At 65.5% G+C, this 17,027-nt stretch carries 16 protein-coding genes and 2 tRNA genes; 8 read left to right on the top strand and 10 right to left on the bottom strand.

Annotated features, from left to right (window positions below; all coding sequences use genetic code 11):
• Window positions 1-101 precede the first annotated feature (101 nt).
• From WBP07_RS17175 to accD, 4 genes are read right to left on the bottom strand one after another with little or no spacing between them, the layout of a single operon-like run.
• Window positions 102-1,049 carry an acetyl-CoA carboxylase carboxyltransferase subunit alpha gene (locus WBP07_RS17175; RefSeq protein WP_395392834.1) on the bottom strand — a complete coding sequence of 316 codons (948 nt, stop codon included), beginning with the start codon at window positions 1,047-1,049 and terminating at the stop codon, window positions 102-104.
• Window positions 1,050-1,081: 32 nt separating this feature from the next.
• Window positions 1,082-2,431, bottom strand: a complete 1,350-nt coding sequence (gene accC, locus WBP07_RS17170; RefSeq protein WP_395392833.1) for an acetyl-CoA carboxylase biotin carboxylase subunit — start codon at window positions 2,429-2,431, stop codon at window positions 1,082-1,084.
• A gap of 13 nt (window positions 2,432-2,444) precedes the next feature.
• Window positions 2,445-2,900, bottom strand: a complete 456-nt coding sequence (gene accB, locus WBP07_RS17165; protein WP_395392831.1) for an acetyl-CoA carboxylase biotin carboxyl carrier protein — start codon at window positions 2,898-2,900, stop codon at window positions 2,445-2,447.
• Window positions 2,897-3,745 (bottom strand): acetyl-CoA carboxylase, carboxyltransferase subunit beta, encoded by an 849-nt coding sequence (accD, locus tag WBP07_RS17160; RefSeq protein WP_395392830.1) that lies wholly within the window; start codon window positions 3,743-3,745, stop codon window positions 2,897-2,899. The genes accB and accD overlap by 4 nt, the downstream gene beginning before the upstream one ends.
• Window positions 3,746-4,223: 478 nt before the next feature.
• Between accD and WBP07_RS17155 the strand changes: the two genes are divergently transcribed.
• From WBP07_RS17155 to WBP07_RS17140, 4 genes are all read left to right on the top strand, one after another.
• Entirely contained in the window at window positions 4,224-4,640 is a 417-nt protein-coding gene (locus tag WBP07_RS17155; RefSeq protein WP_395392829.1) for a secondary thiamine-phosphate synthase enzyme YjbQ, read from the top strand.
• Between the two features lie 64 nt (window positions 4,641-4,704).
• Window positions 4,705-5,577 (top strand): cytochrome b/b6 domain-containing protein, encoded by an 873-nt coding sequence (locus tag WBP07_RS17150; RefSeq protein WP_395392828.1) that lies wholly within the window; start codon window positions 4,705-4,707, stop codon window positions 5,575-5,577.
• A complete protein-coding gene (locus WBP07_RS17145) occupies window positions 5,574-6,338 on the top strand; it encodes a molybdopterin-dependent oxidoreductase (RefSeq protein WP_395392827.1) in 765 nt (254 codons plus the stop codon). The genes WBP07_RS17150 and WBP07_RS17145 overlap by 4 nt, the downstream gene beginning before the upstream one ends.
• A 122-nt stretch (window positions 6,339-6,460) precedes the next feature.
• Window positions 6,461-7,840, top strand: coding sequence for an L-serine ammonia-lyase (locus WBP07_RS17140; protein WP_395392826.1), 1,380 nt, complete (start codon window positions 6,461-6,463; stop codon window positions 7,838-7,840).
• A gap of 202 nt (window positions 7,841-8,042) precedes the next feature.
• Here WBP07_RS17140 and WBP07_RS17135 read toward each other — a convergent pair whose 3' ends face one another.
• The gene (locus tag WBP07_RS17135) at window positions 8,043-8,654 is read right to left on the bottom strand and encodes an LON peptidase substrate-binding domain-containing protein (RefSeq protein WP_395392825.1); all 612 of its coding nucleotides are present in this window, start codon (window positions 8,652-8,654) and stop codon (window positions 8,043-8,045) included.
• Window positions 8,655-8,668: 14 nt separating this feature from the next.
• Entirely contained in the window at window positions 8,669-9,568 is a 900-nt protein-coding gene (locus WBP07_RS17130; RefSeq protein WP_395395825.1) for a tetratricopeptide repeat protein, read from the bottom strand.
• Between the two features lie 214 nt (window positions 9,569-9,782).
• Here WBP07_RS17130 and WBP07_RS17125 point away from each other — a divergent pair.
• Together WBP07_RS17125 and WBP07_RS17120 are read left to right on the top strand one after the other, a co-directional pair.
• A tRNA-Gly gene (locus WBP07_RS17125) sits at window positions 9,783-9,857 on the top strand.
• Window positions 9,858-9,905: 48 nt separating this feature from the next.
• Window positions 9,906-9,980: transfer RNA gene (locus WBP07_RS17120), tRNA-Gly, on the top strand.
• A gap of 183 nt (window positions 9,981-10,163) precedes the next feature.
• On the opposite strand, the gene WBP07_RS17115 is transcribed toward WBP07_RS17120, so the two are convergent.
• Window positions 10,164-11,321 (bottom strand): aminotransferase class I/II-fold pyridoxal phosphate-dependent enzyme, encoded by a 1,158-nt coding sequence (locus WBP07_RS17115; protein ID WP_395392824.1) that lies wholly within the window; start codon window positions 11,319-11,321, stop codon window positions 10,164-10,166.
• 127 nt (window positions 11,322-11,448) lie between these two features.
• On the opposite strand from WBP07_RS17115, the gene WBP07_RS17110 reads away from it, so the two are divergent.
• Window positions 11,449-12,513 carry an aldo/keto reductase gene (locus WBP07_RS17110; RefSeq protein ID WP_395392823.1) on the top strand — a complete coding sequence of 355 codons (1,065 nt, stop codon included), beginning with the start codon at window positions 11,449-11,451 and terminating at the stop codon, window positions 12,511-12,513.
• A gap of 424 nt (window positions 12,514-12,937) precedes the next feature.
• Here the strand turns inward: WBP07_RS17110 and WBP07_RS17105 are convergent, their stop codons facing one another.
• From WBP07_RS17105 to WBP07_RS17095, 3 genes are all read right to left on the bottom strand, one after another.
• Window positions 12,938-13,738, bottom strand: coding sequence for an SDR family NAD(P)-dependent oxidoreductase (locus tag WBP07_RS17105; RefSeq protein ID WP_395392822.1), 801 nt, complete (start codon window positions 13,736-13,738; stop codon window positions 12,938-12,940).
• 29 nt (window positions 13,739-13,767) lie between these two features.
• The gene (locus tag WBP07_RS17100) at window positions 13,768-14,520 is read right to left on the bottom strand and encodes an SDR family oxidoreductase (protein WP_395392821.1); all 753 of its coding nucleotides are present in this window, start codon (window positions 14,518-14,520) and stop codon (window positions 13,768-13,770) included.
• A gap of 152 nt (window positions 14,521-14,672) precedes the next feature.
• Window positions 14,673-15,782, bottom strand: coding sequence for a helix-turn-helix transcriptional regulator (locus tag WBP07_RS17095; protein ID WP_395392820.1), 1,110 nt, complete (start codon window positions 15,780-15,782; stop codon window positions 14,673-14,675).
• 124 nt (window positions 15,783-15,906) lie between these two features.
• On the opposite strand from WBP07_RS17095, the gene WBP07_RS17090 reads away from it, so the two are divergent.
• On the top strand, window positions 15,907-17,025 hold the full coding sequence (locus WBP07_RS17090; protein WP_395392819.1) for an LLM class flavin-dependent oxidoreductase: 1,119 nt from the start codon (window positions 15,907-15,909) through the stop codon (window positions 17,023-17,025).
• The last annotated feature ends 2 nt before the right edge of the window (window positions 17,026-17,027 follow it).

Below are 17,027 nucleotides of genomic sequence, written 5' to 3'. Positions count from 1 at the left end.
GACGCGCAACGTCGAACAGTCCACCCGGCCAAAAACGCAAACGGCGCGGAAAGAGCCCTGCTCTTTCCGCGCCGTGCGAAGTCTTGGATCGAAGCCTGAACTCAGGCCCGGCCGATCTTCAGGAAGCGTTCCTCGCGGCGGGCCAGCAGTTCGCTGGCCGGCAGTGCGCGCAGCACGTCCAGTTCCTGTTCCACCGCGTCGAGCAGCGCCTTGGCGGCCCGCCCTGCGTCGCGATGCGCGCCGCCGGTCGGCTCGGGCACCACACGCTCGATCACGCCCAGCGAGAGCAGGTCCTGCGCCGTCACCTTCATCGCCTCCGCCGCGTCGGGGGCCTTGTCCGGCGTGCGCCAGAGGATCGACGAAGCGCCCTCGGGCGAGATCACCGAATAGATCGAATGTTCCAGCATCAGCACGCGGTCGGCCGCAGCCAGCGCCACGGCGCCACCCGAGCCACCCTCGCCGACGATGGCCGAAACCATCGGCACCGGTACGCCAAGGCATGCCTCGATCGAACGGGCAATCGCCTCGGCCTGGCCACGTTCCTCGGCCTCGACGCCGGGGAAGGCACCGGCGGTATCAACCAGCGTGATCACCGGCAGGCCAAACTTGCCGGCCATTTCCATCAGGCGGATCGCCTTACGATAGCCTTCGGGCTTGGCCATGCCGAAGTTGTGACGGATGCGCGAAGTGGTGTCCGAACCCTTCTCGTGGCCGATCAGCATGACCCGGCGGCCGTTCAGACGGGCCAGGCCGCCGATGATCGCCTGATCCTCGCCATAAAGACGGTCGCCGCCCAGCGGCACGAACTCGGTAAAGCCCAGCGCGAGGTAGTCCACGAAGTGCGGACGCTGCGGATGGCGCGCCACTTGCGTCTTCTGCCAGGGCGAGAGCTTGGCATACGTGCTGCTCAGCAGCGCCGCGCTCTTCTTTTCCAGACGGCCGATCTCGGACGCGATGTCGAGTTCGCTGCCGCTGGCGGTGGCGCGCAGTTCGGCGATGCGCGCTTCCAGCTCTGCAATCGGCTTTTCGAATTCAAGAAACGAGATCATGCTCTATCCGTTCAGGCCTGTTGTCGCGCGCCTCAGGAGGCGCGCTTCGCCAGCCAATCTTCCAGCCACTTGATGGTATAGTCGCCGCTTTGGAACTCGGGATCGTCCAGCAGCGCCTGGTGCAGCGGGATCGAGGTTTTCACACCGTCGATCACCATCTCCTCCAGCGCGCGCTTCAGGCGCATGATCGCGCCCTTGCGGGTACGGCCCGAGACGATGAGCTTGCCGATCATCGAATCGTAGTACGGCGGAATGCGGTAACCGGTGTAGAGCCCCGAATCGACGCGCACGTTCATGCCGCCCGACGCGTGATAGCTGGTCACCTGGCCCGGCGAAGGCGTGAAATTCCACGGGTCTTCGGCGTTGATGCGGCACTCGATGGCGTGGCCCTTGAACTCGATCTCTTCCTGGCGGAACGAAAGCGGGTTGCCTTCGGCCACGCGGATCTGTTCGCGGACAAGGTCGACGCCGGTGATGGCCTCGGTCACCGGATGCTCCACCTGCAGGCGGGTGTTCATCTCGATGAAGTAGAACTCACCGTTTTCCCAGAGGAACTCGATGGTGCCGGCGCCGCGATAGCCCATGTCGGCCATCGCCTTGGAGACGATGCCGCCCATGCGGTCGCGCTCTTCGGGGGTGATGACCGGCGAAGGCGCTTCTTCCAACACCTTCTGGTGGCGGCGCTGCAGCGAGCAGTCGCGCTCGCCCAGGTGAACCGCTTCGCCCTTGCCGTCGCCAAAGATCTGGAATTCGATGTGGCGCGGGTTGCCGAGGTACTTTTCCATGTAGACGGTGGCGTCGCCGAAAGCGGCTTTCGCTTCCGACCGGGCCTGGCCCATCTGGCTTTCAAGTTCCTCGGCCGAATTCACGACCTTCATGCCGCGACCGCCGCCGCCCGAAGCGGCCTTGATGATCACCGGGTAACCGATCGTCTCGGCCAGCGCGCGCGCTTCCTCGAACTCCTCGATCGCGCCGTCCGAACCCGGAACCAGCGGCAGACCCAGCGCGCCGGCGGTGCGCTTGGCTTCCACCTTGTCGCCCATCGTGCGGATGTGCTCGGGCTTGGGGCCGACCCAGATCAGGCCATGCGCCTCGACGATCTCGGCGAACTGGGCGTTCTCGGACAGAAAGCCGTAGCCGGGGTGGATCGCGTCGGCGTGGGTGATCTCGGCCGCGGCGATGATCGCCGCGACATTGAGATACGAATCCTTCGCCGCCGGCGGGCCGATGCAGACCGCATGGTCGGCAAGGCGCACATGCATGGCGTCGGCGTCGGCGGTGGAGTGCACTGCGACGGTTTCGATGCCCATCTCGCGCGCGGCGCGGTGGATGCGCAGCGCGATCTCGCCGCGGTTGGCAATCAGGAGGCGCTTGATGGCCATCAGATTACGGTCCTCAGGCGATCACGACGAGCGGCTGGTCGAATTCGACCGGCTGCTGGTTCTCGATGAGGATCGACTTGATCGTGCCGGCCTTGGGGGCGACGATCTGGTTCATCACCTTCATGGCTTCCACGATCAGCAGGATGTCGCCCGCCTTGACCTGCTGGCCAACGCTGATGAAGTTCGGGGCGCTGGGCTCCGGCGCGAGGTAGGCGGTGCCCACCATCGGCGACTTCACGGCATCGACCGGAGCGGCCGGGGCCGCTTCGGCGGCAGGAGCGGCAGCGGCAGCCGGGGCCGCTGCGGGGGCGGGATAGCCCATGGCCGGGGCGGCAGCGGCGAAGACCTGCTGCGCGACCTGGCGCGTGACCTTGATCTTGCGTTCGCCGTCCTCGACCTCGATCTCGGTCAGACCGGTTTCAGCCAGGAGCTCGGCGAGCTCGCGTACCAGCGCGCTGTCGATGTTCACGCAACTTCCTTTCGTTCAAGATAACCGAGCAGCGATGCCAGCGTGCCTTTGAGGTCCTTGCGGTGGACCACCATGTCGACCATGCCGTGGGCATGGAGGTACTCGGCGCGCTGGAAGCCGTCGGGGAGTTTCTCGCGGATAGTGTCCTGGATCACGCGCTGGCCGGCAAAGCCGATAAGCGCGCCCGGTTCCGCAATGTGGATATCGCCCAGCATCGCGTAGCTGGCGGTGACGCCGCCGGTGGTGGGATCGGTCAGGACGACGATGTAGGGCAGGCCCGCGCGCGCCAGGCGGCGGATCGCGACGGTCGCCTTGGGCATCTGCATGAGCGAGAGGATACCCTCCTGCATGCGTGCGCCGCCCGCGGCGGTGAAAATGACGTAGCCGCAGTTCTCGGCAATGGCGCGTTCCGCGGCTTCGACGAAGGCCTCACCCACGGCCATGCCCATCGATCCGCCCATGAAGGCGAAGTCCTGCACGCCGAGGACGACCTTGCGGCCCTCGATCGTGCCCAGCGCATTGGTCAGCGCATCCGGGAACGGGTTGGCGGCGCGAGCGGCCTTGAGGCGATCCGAATACTTCTTGGAATCGCGGAAATTCAGCGGATTTTCCGGCACGCGCGGCGCGGCCAGCACGCCGTAGCCGGCGTCGAGCAGCTGGTCGAAGCGCTGCTGCGCGCCGATGCGGCCATGATACTGGCAGCGCGGACAGACCGAGAGGTTGTCCTCGAACTCCTTGGTGAAGAGCATCTCGCCGCAACCGGGACACTTGGTCCACAGGTTGTCGGGCGTATCCCGCTTCTTCAGGTTCCCTAGGGAATTGCGTACTTTGCTAAGCCAACTCATGACCAACCCTTGCGTGAGACCCGAGCGGCCCGGTGATTGTCCGGGCTCATCTCGCGGCCGTCCGGAAGCCGTGTGAATGCGCCGATTTCCGGCATATCCTGCGACCGAACGATCCTTGCGGACGACAGACACCGTGCCGGTCTGCCGGCCCGTCGCCGAGCGCGGCAATACGCGGCAGATATGGGTAGATCAATCGCCTGCGCGACCGGACATGGACAAAAAGTGCCATGCGGGCGCAAGGTTCCCACTGTGGGACAGTGCTGAAGGGCGCAGGAATCCGGGATTTCCATGGTCCTGACGCCGCCCCTGTAAAGTTACATGGTAGCCCTGAATCTTTGCTGCATCCCACTGCCTTCCCATTACGTCAAGTGAGAAATTTTCCGTCCTTGGAAGCCCCCGCTGTTGCTCAAATGAGACATATTTGCTCACCGATCTTCGGGTTGATCGGGGGAAGTCCTGCGATCAGGATGGCTTCCGCATGAAACAGGCAACCACGATCCTTACCTTCGACACCCCAGGCCGGGGCCTTACCGATATCACGCGGGCGATTGCCGACTGGCAGCGAGACAGCCGCATCGGCGAGGGTCTGCTGACGCTGCTGTCTCGCCATACGTCCGCCTCGCTGCTGATTCAGGAGAATGCGGCGCGCGAGGTGCGCGGCGATCTGGTGGCCTGGCTGGACCGGCTCGCGCCCGAAGGCCCCTATTATGCGCACGACGACGAAGGGCCGGACGATATGCCAGCCCATCTGAAGGCCACGCTGACCGGCGCGAACCTGTCGATCCCGGTGATCGGCGGACGCATGGCGCTGGGCACATGGCAGGGCATCTATCTGGCGGAGCATCGCCGCGCGCCCCATCGGCGGCAGGTGGCGCTGCATCTTTCCGGCCAGTAACTAGTACCCCCCTGCCTGTAACTTCGCGCTGTAACCGGCTGACCGCACGGGACGAACTGAAAGCATGAGCGAGATCGCCCCACCCGCCGAATCGGCCCCTCTCGCCAAAGAGGTCCCGCAGGCCGGCGATCTGGTGAAGCGCCACCGGCTCTCCACGCGAATCTGGCACTGGACCAACGCGGTCACGCTGCTGATCATGCTGATGAGCGGGCTGATGATCTTCAATGCCCATGCCCGCCTCTACTGGGGCGAATACGGCGCAAATTTCGATAGTCCCTGGCTGAAGATCGGCTCCGCCCGGATCGGCGCGCGCGAATATGGCTATCTGCAAGTGGCGGGGCAGCGGATCGAGACGACCGGATTGCTCGGCTATTGGAAGGACCCGGACGGCACCCCGCACCGCCGCGCCTTTCCCTATTGGGCAACGATTCCTTCCAACTACAGCCTGGCCGATGCGCGAACCTGGCATCTGGCCTTTGCCTGGGTGCTATCACTCGGGCTGGCGGGCTATCTGATCTGGTCGCTGATCAACCGCCACCTTCAGCGCGACATTCACATAAGGCGCGGCGAGTGGCGGCTTCGGCATATCTGGCAGGAAGTGAAGGATCATGCCCGCCTGCGCCTGCCCACCGGTGCGGCGGCGCTGCACTACAACACGCTTCAGAAGATCGCCTATGCCGGGGTGCTGTTCGGCCTGCTGCCGCTGATGATCCTGACCGGGCTCGCCCTCTCGCCCGGCACCGACGCGTGGCTGCCGCTGGTGACGGAAGTGTTCGGCGGGCGGCAGACGGCGCGGTCGATCCACTTCCTCTGCGCCTTCGCGCTGGTGGCGTTCTTTATCGTCCATATCGCCATGGTCGTGCTTGCCGGGCCGTTCAACGAACTGCGCTCCATGGTGACGGGCTGGTATCGCCTGCCGAAAGAGCGAAACCGATGAGCAAGCTGATCCTCTCCAGAAGGCGGCTGATTCAGGCGGGCGCCGTTGGCGCGGGCGGATTGCTGCTCTCCGGCTGCGACCGGCTGACGCGCGATCCCAAAGTTCTCGATTTCCTCGGGCAAGCGGAGGACCTGCACCGCGTCACCCAGCGTGGCCTCGCCGGCGACGCCCTCGCTCGCGAGTTCGCCGAATCGCAGATGTCGCCCACCTTCCGCGCCAACGGCAGCCTTGCCGTCGCTGATCCGGTCTACCGCGCCCATTTCGCACAAGGCTTCTCGCAATGGGCGCTACGCCTGGACGGCATGCTCGAACGGCCGCTCATGCTGCCGCTGACAGCGCTGAAGCAGTTCCCCCAGCGTACCCAGATCACCCGTCACGACTGCGTGGAGGGCTGGAGCGCGATCGGCAAGTGGACGGGCCCGCGCCTTGCCACCTTGCTCGATCTGGCACGACTGCGGCCGGAGGCGCGCTACCTCGTGTTCCACTGCGCCGATCTCTACGGCGGGCGCCCTTACTACGAATCGATCGATCTGGTGGACGCGTTCCATCCGCAGACGATTCTGGCCTGGGCCATGAACGGGCGCCCGCTGGAAGAGCAGCACGGCGCCCCGCTGCGCCTGCGCGTGGAGCGCCAGCTGGGATACAAGCACGCCAAGTTCGTCACCCGCATCGAAGCAGTTGCCGCGCTCGACGGGATCTACGGCGGCAAGGGCGGGTACTGGGAGGATAACGGCCGCTACGCGTGGTATGCCGGGATTTAGTCGGCTGGACCCCAGCATCCCCCATTGCATCCCGGCCTATCTGGCCTATCCACGCTGCTTCAAAAAAATATCGCGAGAGCGTGCCCCCCCGTGACTTCCCCCCTCAATCGTGAGTTTCCGTCGTGATTTCCGCGCTCGATCTGTTTCGTATCGGCCTTGGCCCCTCCAGTTCGCACACCGTAGGCCCGATGCGCATCGCCGCGCGCTTCCTTCAGGGGCTGGAGGCCACCGGACAGTTCGACGCCATCGCCCGCGTCCGCGTGGACCTGCAAGGCTCGCTGGCGCTGACGGGTGAAGGCCACGGCACGCCCGACGCCTGCCTGATGGGTCTGATCGGCTTCGAGCCCGAAACCGCCGAGCCGGCCGAAGCCCACGCCGCCGCCGCTGCTGTACGCGAAAGCGGTCGGATCGTGCTGCTGGGCCGCCATGAAATCGCGTTCGACTGCGCGCGCGACCTGATCCTCGACTTCGATCATATCCCCGATCTGCACCCTAACGGCATGGTGCTGACGGTGTGGGACGCCGCTGGCGAAGAACTGGCGCGGGGCGAGTATTTCTCGACCGGCGGCGGCTTCTATTCCAGCCGCCACCAGCTGGAACAGCCTGCGCCGGACGATCAGGTGGTCAACGGCCCGCCGGTCCGCTTTCCGTTCACCTCGGGCGCCGAGCTGCTGGAAGTCTGCGCGACAAGCGGTCTCGATATCGCCGAAGTCATGCTGGCCAACGAAGCCGCGCGCCGGCCTGAGGAGGAGACTTTCGCCGGGCTCGACATGATCGCCGATGCCATGAACTTGTGCATCGATCAGGGGCTGACCAAGGAAGGCCATCTGCCCGGCCCGCTCAAGGTCCGCCGCCGCGCCCGCGCCATCCACCAGAAGCTGATCGCGCGCCCGCAGGACAACCAGGCGGAAACGCTGATGGACTGGCTGAACCTCTACGCCATGGCGGTGAACGAGGAGAATGCCAGCGGCGGCCGCGTCGTTACCGCGCCCACCAATGGCGCGGCGGGCATCGTCCCCTCGCTGCTGCGCCAGTATTGCAGCGACGGCAACGTGGCGATTCCCGTGAAGGCGCGCCGTTATCTGCTCACGGCGGCCGGTATCGGCCTGCTCTACAAGCAGCGCGCATCGATCTCCGGCGCGGAGATGGGTTGCCAGGGTGAAGTGGGCGTGGCCTGCTCGATGGCGGCGGCCGGTCTCGCGGCGGTCTGGGGCGGCACCCCGGTGCAGGTCTGCGCGGCGGCGGAGATCGGCATGGAGCACAACCTCGGCCTCACCTGCGATCCGGTGGGCGGGCTGGTGCAGATCCCCTGCATCGAACGCAATGCCATCGCGTCGGTGAAGGCGGTGAACGCGGCCAAGCTGGCTTTGCATGCGGGAGAGACGCCGCGCGTGTCGCTCGATCAGGTGATCGAGACGATGCGGCAAACCGGGCTCGACATGTCGAGCAAGTACAAGGAAACCAGCCAGGGCGGATTGGCGATCAACGTCGTCGCCTGCTGAGCCGGGTCTATTGAGGCGCGCCTGCTGAACCTTCAGCTGCCAACGACGCACCTATCCCAAAACTCCCCGTCATCCCCGCGAAGGCGGGGATCCCGCTATTTGCGACGGGGAGAAAGGAAGCGGGGCCCCCGCCTTCGCGGGGGCGACGAGGTTCGGTGATGCAAGGGTTGTGGCAGCACAAGTCCGACCGGACGGCTGCGCCCTACTGCAACGTCGCCCCACCCTCATCGTCGTCATCCGCGCGGCGGCCGAAGAACTGCATCAGTTGCACCAGCAACTCGCACCGCTCCGGCAGGCTGGACGCTTCCAGCAGCGCCTGCTTGGCCGCCGCATCGAACGGCGCGATCTGCGAGACGCCGTTGATCAGCGAGCGATCGTCCAGCCGCGCCACTTGATCCCAGTCCACCGCATAGCCCTGCGCATCGGCGAACCGACGCGCCTCGCGCTCGAAGCTCGCGCGCTCGACAGCGGCCAGCACCTCATTGTCGTCATCGACCAGCAGTTCCGCCTCGATCTGGCGGAACGGGGTGGAGACATCGAGTTCGCGCAGCAGGCGAAAGCGCGATTCGCCTTCGAGCAGGATATTGAACCGGCCATCCTCCAGCGCCTCGACATCGCCGATGCGGCCAAGGCAGCCCACGAAGTAGAGCGGCGCGCCCTCCGCCGGGCGCTGCGGCTGGATCATGCCGATGCGGCGATCCCGCGCCAGCGCATCGCTGATCATCGCGCGATAACGCGGCTCGAAGATATGGAGCGGCAATTGCAGCCCCGGATAGAGAACGGCGCCCGGCAGGGGAAAGATGGTGATCCGCACGGGCGCCGCTCCGATCAGCCGAACAGCACGGTGGAGAGCTTGCGGCGCGTGGCGGCAACCCAAGGATCTTCCAGGCCGACCGCCTCGAAGATCTGGAGCAGCTTGGCGCGCGCGGCGCCTTCGTTCCACTCGCGATCGGCAGCGACCATGCGCAGCAGCGTGGCGGCGGCATCGTCGCGCTCACCCGCCGCGAACGCCGCGTTGGCGAAAGCAAGCTGTGCGTCCATGTCGGCCGGACGTTCGGCAGCGGCGGCGCGCAGTGCGGCCAGTTCGCTGTCCTCCGGCTTGTCCTTGGCCAGTGCCAGCGTCGACCGCGCACGCTCCAGATGCGGATCGGCGGCGAGTTCCGGCTCAAGGCTGGAAAGCACCTGCTCCGCTTCCTCGATTCGCCCGGCGAGGACGAGGCCGCGCACGAAGCCCGCGATCACTTCCGCATTGTCCGGCGCGATCTCCAAGATCTGCATGAAGATCGACGCGGCACGCTCGCCATCGCCGCCGGCCAGCGCTTCCTCGCCCATGGCGATCAGCGGCGCGATGTCCTGCTGCGGCTCGTCGCCCGCCTGGACGGGAAGCTGCGCCAGAAGCTGATCCAGCATCTGCTTCAGCTGCGATTCGGTGCGCGCGTTGGTCAGGTCTGCCACCGGCTGCCCCTGGAAGATCGCGTAGACCGTGGGGATCGAGCGAACCTGGAACTGCCCGGCGATGAACTGTTCCTCATCGACATTGAGCTTGGCCAGAATCACGCCCTTGTCGGCATATTCGGCGGCGACCTTTTCCAGAACCGGGGTCAGCGCCTTGCACGGCCCACACCATTCCGCCCAGAAATCCAGGATCACCAGCTTCGTCATCGACGGTTCGGCAACGGACTGGCGGAAGCGGTCCACCGCCTTCTGTTCGTCGAGGTTGAGACCCATGCTGGCCAAGATTCTTGCTCCCATGAATGCGTGCGTAAATGCTTTCGAGGGCCCTAGATCGGCCTTCGCGACCGATTTGTGAAGGGTTTATGGGCTTGTTGCAGGGCTTCGTACGATTCTTTCAATTTTGCTCTTGCCGACCCCAAAAAGCACTGCTAGTGGGCCGCCTCCACCCCGGACCTGCCGGTTAATCCAGCGGGTCTCGAACGTCAGAGCGGGCGTAGCTCAGGGGTAGAGCACAACCTTGCCAAGGTTGGGGTCGAGGGTTCGAATCCCTTCGCCCGCTCCAGTTCACATACGGGAATTCCGGTTTTTCCGGAAGGTCTCGAACGCCAGAGCGGGCGTAGCTCAGGGGTAGAGCACAACCTTGCCAAGGTTGGGGTCGAGGGTTCGAATCCCTTCGCCCGCTCCAGTTCGACAATCAGCGAAATCGAACCCTCGCTTTGTAGAGCGTTACGCGGCAAGCCGCTTCACTTGGCGGTTCGAATCCCTTCGCCCGCTCCAGTTCGACAGTCAGCGAAATCGCAGAAGACGAAGCGCAAAAGCGCTTCGCTCGGCGTTTCGCCTCCCCACGATCAGACGCGATTCGCTGCCCTCATCCCCGCGCGGCGAACCATTCGGCCATGCGTTCGATCGCCTGCTCGATCAGCGGCGTCGAAACCGCGAAGCTCATGCGGAAATGGCGGTGGCCGTCCACGGGATCGAAATCGATCCCCGGCGCAGTAGCAACGCCCGTGTCGCGCAGAAGCTGGCGGCAGAAGGCCAGGCTGTCATTGGTCAGGTGGCCGATGTCCGCATAGATGTAGAACGCCCCGTCCGGCGGCGCGATCTCGCTGAGGCCCAGACGCGGCAGCGCCGCCAGCAGCAGTTCGCGATTGCGCGCATAAGTATGCAGGTGGCCTTCCAGCTCCGCCGTCTCATCCATGGCGATCAGGCCGGCATGCTGTGCCAGCACCGAAGGTGTCAGAAACAGGTTGTTCATCCGCGCGCGCGCCGGCGCCACGACCTCAGGCGGCACCACCAGCCAGCCCAGCCGCCAGCCCGCCATCGAATAGTATTTCGAGAAACTGTTGACGATCACCGCCTCGGGCAAATGCTGCAAGGTGGACTGCGCAGCATCGCCGTAGGTCAGCCCGTGATAGATCTCGTCCGACACCACGCGGATGCCCTTGCGGCGGCACACTTCGGCAATGGCGGCCAGTTCCTCCGCCGCGATCACGGTGCCGGTGGGATTGGCCGGGCTCGCGAGGATCAGTCCATCCGGCACTGGGTCTAGCGCATCCAACGCGGCGGCCGTCACCTGATAGCGCTCGGCCGGGCCGCACGCCATTTCCACCGGCTCCAGATAGAGCGTCTTCAGCGTGTTGCGGTAAGCGACGTAGCCCGGCCGCGCCAGCGCTACCCGCGCGCCGGGCGCGAACAGGCTGGTCAGCGCCAGCACAAAAGCGGGCGAGGCGCCGCAGGTCAGGATCACCTGCTCGCGCTCCACTGCAACGCCATAGGCATCGGCGTAGTGGCGCGCGATGCGATCCAGCAGTTCGGTGCTTTCCCAATAGCCGCCCGGATCGCTGTCCAGCACCTGGTGCGCCGCGGCGATCGCCGCTGCTGGCGCCCCGGTGGAGGGCTGCCCATATTCCATGTGGATGACGTCGCGCCCCTTCGCCTGCAATTCATAGGCAAGGCAGCCGATCGCCATGGCATGAAAGGGATCCACCTGGGCGATCTTGCGGGCAATCTTCTGCGGGGCGTTCATAATCGCGTGCTAGGCCGCTTGGAACTTGCAGGCAATCCCGCTTGCCCGTGACCGCAGACCCGCTCCATTCCTGTGGCCCGCCACCCCGGCAAGCGCCACATACCGCCGCGCACCAAGGAGAGTACACTTGCCTACTCAGCTCGATCACTATCGCCTGCTTGGCCGCTCGGGCCTGCGCGTCTCCCCCCTGTGCCTCGGCACGATGACTTTCGGCGTCGGCCCCGGCGGCTGGGGCTCCACCGACGAGGAAGCGGCGCGGATGCTGGACATCTACGCCGATCGCGGCGGCAACTTCGTCGATACCGCTGACTTCTACGGCCAGATGGGCGGTTCCGAACGACTGCTGGGCCAGATCGTGGGCGACCGGCGCGAGAAGCTGGTGATCTCCACCAAGTATTCGATCACCACCAGCCCCGGCGATCCCAATGCGGCGGGCAATTCGCGGCGCAACATGGTCCGTTCGGTCGAAGCCTCTCTGAAGCGGATGAAGACCGACTGGATCGATCTGCTCTATCTGCACATGTGGGATTTCCGCACGCCGGTGGATGAGATCCTGCGCGCGTTCGACGATCTCGTCCGCAGCGGCAAGGTGCTCTACATCGGCCTGTCCGACACGCCGGCATGGCAGGCGAGCCGGATGCAGGCCATTGCCGAAGTGCGTGGATGGACGCAATTCTGCGCCTTGCAGATCCAGCACAACCTGATCGAACGCACGGTCGAGCGCGAACTGATCCCGATGGCGCGCGAGATGGGACTGGGCGTTTGCCCATGGTCGCCGCTGGGTGGCGGCGTGCTGACCGGCAAATACACCAATGCCGATATTGCCGCGCCCGCTGGCGAAATGATGGGATCGCGCAAGGCCATCAACGTCGCGACCGGCCGGTTGAGCGAGCAGAATCTGGCGATTGCGCAAGTCACGGTCGAAGTGGCGAAGGATATCGGCTGCACGCCGGCGCAAGTGGCGCTCGCCTGGCTGCTGGCCCATCCCGATGTCGATTCCCCGGTGCTGGGGGCCCGCACGCCGGCGCAGTTGGAAGATAACCTTGGCGCGCTGGATGTAACGCTTTCCGAAGAGCATCTTGCGCGTCTCGAAGCCGCGAGCGCGGTGCCCCCGGTCTTCCCGATGGACATGCTCAGCGGCCCGGCGGAGCATATCATGACCGGCGGCGTAACCGTCGAAACGCGCCGCTGAGGGGGCTTCGGATACCGACTAAACGGAGCGTGATCTTGCTCACGGATTTCGCACCGGTGAAGTGCCATAAGCGGGCATCCGAAACGGCGCCGTGAACCACCGTTTCGGATTCACCCCATGCCTGCCAGCCGGCAGCGTATGCGGGTGAGCTAGCGGTATATTGGCGGCACCGATGCCTGTTTGCGCCCGATACTTGGGGTGGGGGTTGCGCGGCGGAGGAACTGTCTGGCTGGACGACCGGCCATCCGGCACTGCCGGAACGCGGCATCGGCCCGCATCGCTTGCGGACGCGCGACGAATCCGGGGGGAATTCGTCGCCCCGCAGCGATTTCTCACCGGGGGGTTTTGTCCGCAAGGACGGGTGAGAGCGGGCCGATGCTGCGTCTAGGCTACTGCTGGACGCTGGCAATCGGCCCGCCAAGGCCTAGCCCGGATTGGCGCTGGCGATGCCGGGACGCTCTGCCCCCATCCCCGAAAAACCGATCGAATATCCGCCGTCCACCGGCAGGACCACGCCGGTCACGTAGGCGGCCTCATCGCTGGCGAGATAGAGCGCGGCCTGCGCGATGTCCTTCGCCAGCCCCCAACGCCCCATCGGAATGCCTGCCAGCACCGGAAACTCTGCCGGGGGCTCGGCATGGGTGCGCGAGGCCTCCACCAGCCCCGTCCACATCGTGCCGGGCGCGATGGCATTCACGCGGATGCCCTGGTCCGAATAGTCCAGCGCCGCCGCCTTGGTCAGCTGGTTCACGCCCGCCTTGGCCGCGCCGTAGACCGAATGGTGCTTCCAGCCGATCACGCCCGAGGCCGACGTGGTGTTGACGATCGCCCCGCCGCCGGTCTTCAGCATGGAGATTATGCCATACTTCATGCCCAAGAACGCGCCGCGCAAGTTGGTGGCGTGAACCCGGTCCCACGTCTCCAGCGATTGCGTGTGCAGCGGCGCCATCGGCCCGCCGAATCCGGCATTGTTACAGAGCACGTCGAGCCGGCCGAAGCGATCCTCTGCCGCGAGGATCATCGCCTGCACTTGCGCCTCGTCGGAGACATCGCACTGCACACCCACCGCGTCGCCGCCGAGCGATGCCGCCACTTCGTCCTGCTTGCCCGAGATATCGGCCAGCACCAGCTTCGCGCCTTCCGCGTGGAACAGTTCGGCCATCGCCCGGCCCATGCCCGAACCCGCGCCGGTGACGATGCAGACTTTATCCTGAAGCCTTCCCATGATCTTTCTCCCTCTTAAGCTCCGGATTCTCAGGCGCTGGTGTCGATAGTCGGACGGATCGAGATCTCGGAGATGTTCGTCCGGCGCGGCATGGCGAGGATGAAGACCAGCGCCTCGCCGATATCGCGCGGCTTCACGGCGCCTTCCTTGCTGACATGCGCCTTGATCGCGGTGCGCCACTGCGGGTCGGAGATCGAATCCGCCACTTCCGTCTCGGTCGCGCCGGGCATCAGCGTGGTGACGCGGATGTTCTTGCCGCCCAGTTCCTGCCGCATGCCGTCGGTCATCATGTTCACCGCGTGCTTGCTGGCCGAATAGGCGCTGGTCATCGGACCGCCCTTGCGCCCGGCGAGCGAGGAGATGGTGATGATGTCGCCCACGCCCTGCTCCAGCATGTGCGGCACGGCGGCGGCGCTTGTGTAGACGGTGCCCATCAGGTTGATGTCGATCACCCGGCGGTAGATCGCGGTATCGCAGTTCTCGATCCCGCCGGCTTCCATGATCCCGGCCGAGTTGATCAGGATGTCGATCCGCCCGAATGCGGCGACCGTCTTCTCCACCGCCCCGCGCGCGTCTTCTTCCAAGGTCATGTCACCGGGGACTGCCAGCGCCTTGCCGCCAGCCGCCTCGATCTGGGCGACCAGCCCCGAGAGCCGCTCCACCCGGCGCGCGCAGACGACCACGGTCGCCCCCGCCTCGGCAAGGCAGAGCGCCGCCGCCTCCCCGATCCCCGACGACGCGCCGGTTACGAGCGCGACCTTTCCTGCAAGCTGGCCCGACATGGCTTCTCCACTCTCCCAACGCGGCGCCTTGCGGCCGCTTTCGTATCCATTGGCTGGAGGGTGGCGGGTGCGAAGTCAACGGAAAATGCTGAACATCTGTTCAAATCGCTGCTGCGGGGTGAAGGAAATGTATCCAACTGCCGTATTGTAGCTCAAGCGATCGCCAGCACACTGCGATGAATGAACCGCACCAGATCCGCCTGCCCCCGCGCCCCGGTCTTGGCATAGATCCGCTTCGAATAAGTCCGCGCCGATTCCACCGTCAGCCCCACTTCCGGCCCCGCCTCGGCAATCGACAACCCGCGGCTCAGGGCCAGTGCCAGTCGCGCCTCACTCGCGGTAAGGTCGAACAGTTGCGCAAGCTGCCCGCACCTATCCGCCGAAGACCAGTGATCGGCATGCAGGTAGCAAAGCACCGCCGGCGCCGCCCGTGTCGTGCCTGTACGCCGCCCCGAAGGCACCAGCAGCAGATCGAGCCAAGGCTCCCGGCACAGGACCAGCGCACGCGGCCGGGCGTCCGGATCGCGCGCAAGGTCACCGATCGCCTCGGCAAGCTGCCGCCGCAGCTTGGTATCGTGGGCACTCAACCGGCCGTCCCGCGTCCGCGTCAGGCCGTTCGAACCCGCCAGCATTCGCGTACCCAAGGGATCGGCATCGAGCACCCGCCCCTCGCCATCGAGCGTCACCCAGCCGAAGTTCATCCGCCGCACCGCCTCGCGCTCAATCTCGGCCCCCATGCGCTCGCGCTCCAGCGCCACGAAGCTGCCCAGTGCTGCACGCAGATGCGGGGCAAGGTCTTCCAACAGGCCGTCGATATCCGGCGCGAACTCGCCATCGCGCCGGGTAATCGTGATCCAGCCGTTCACTCCGCCGGCCTCCGCAAAGCGGATCATCCGCATGTGATTCATGCCCGATGGCGCGAGAAGCTGGTCGAGATAGGCATCGTGGCGCGGATCGCCGAAGCGCAGCAATTCGTGCAGCGCATGGGTCCGACCCTCCTGCATCGCGTGATAGGGCATCGGATCGCGCAGATAGAGGCTCTCGCGATAGAGCCGTGAAATCGGCGGCGGAGAGGGCTGGCCGGAATAGAGATGGATCACCCGCGCCTCCGGCGTGCCCAGCGGCAGCGGACGAAACACCAGGCTGGCATAGTCCGCCGCGACACGTGCGCGCAGAACATCGAGGAAGCGCCGCCACGGCGGGTCTTCCACCAGTCCCTCTATCAGCGGCACAAGCAGCGCCGCGTCCTCTCCTTGCAGCATTTTCGTGATCCCCAAATGGGAATTTGCCTTGGGCGAGGGCTAACCCACAACCGGCCCCGGAGACAACGAGCGGCGCCGAACCATCACCCCAGCGGTGCGGACGCTGCCTGAGAGGGATGAGCCAATGAAAGTGCAGCCCGCAGCCTTCCTGCGAACCACCCTGCCACTCGGCATCGACATGGCGCAAGACTACGATTCGGGCCGCTACCACTCGATCTGGCTGCCCGATCACATGGTCAGCTTCTGGCCCGATTCGATCTGGACGCCGGAGTTCACCGATCTCGCCAAGGCATCGCCCAGTCCGCACCGCCATCTCGACGGGCTGGCCGTCGCCGCTGCCACCGCCGTGCTGACGAAGAATACGCCGCTGGCGACCACCGTGGTCGATACCGTGCGCCGCCACCCCTCATTGCTGGCGCAGACGGCGCTGACGATCAGCCACTTGTCGAAGGGCCGCTTCATCCTGGGCCTCGGTTCGGGCGAGCTGGAAAACACCGTCCCCTACGGCTTCGATTTCGACAAACCCGTGGGGCGGCTGGAAGAAGCGATCAAGGTCATCAAGCTGCTGTGGCATGCGGACGGCCCGGTCGATTTCGAAGGGCAGTTCTTCCACCTCCACCACGCGCGGATGGACACGGAGTTTTATGACGGCAAAGCCCCGCCGATCTGGCTGGGCGCGGCGGGGCCGCGCATGCTTGCGATCACCGGGCGAGAGGCAGATGGCTGGTGGCCGGCGGGATCATGGACGCCGGAGGACTATGCGGCGAAGCTGAAGGTCATCCTCGACGCGGGCGACGCGGCGGGGCGCGACATGAGCCACTTCACCCCCGCAATCACGCAAATGTGCCTGATCGGCGAGCCCGACGAAATCGACGAAATGCTGCGCGCGCCGATGGTGAAGTCGATCATCCTGATGATGACCGCGAAGGACCTTGCGCAGTTCGGTTACGAGCACCCGATGGGCGTGGACTGGCGCGGCATCATGGACTTCGATCCCGTCCGCCTCAGCCGCGAGAAGATGCTGAAATTCTGTGACGAGATGAACCCGCAGGCGATCCGCGACGTGCTGCCCACCGGCACGCCCAAGGAAGTGGCACGGAAGATCAAGGGCTTCGCCGATGCCGGGATGCGCGTCTACAAGCTGATGGAATATGGCGCGATGGGCGGCATGAAGTTCTCCGCCACCAGTGCCGCCAAAGTCCGCGAGACCGAAGACGAAATCGCGCGTCTGGTGGAGGCTTGAGC

It is taken from the genome of Novosphingobium oxfordense (assembly GCF_044029435.1).
Lineage (GTDB): Bacteria > Pseudomonadota > Alphaproteobacteria > Sphingomonadales > Sphingomonadaceae > Novosphingobium.
The sequence above is the reverse complement of the archived record's forward strand: the minus strand, read 5'-3'. Positions and strand labels throughout refer to the sequence as shown.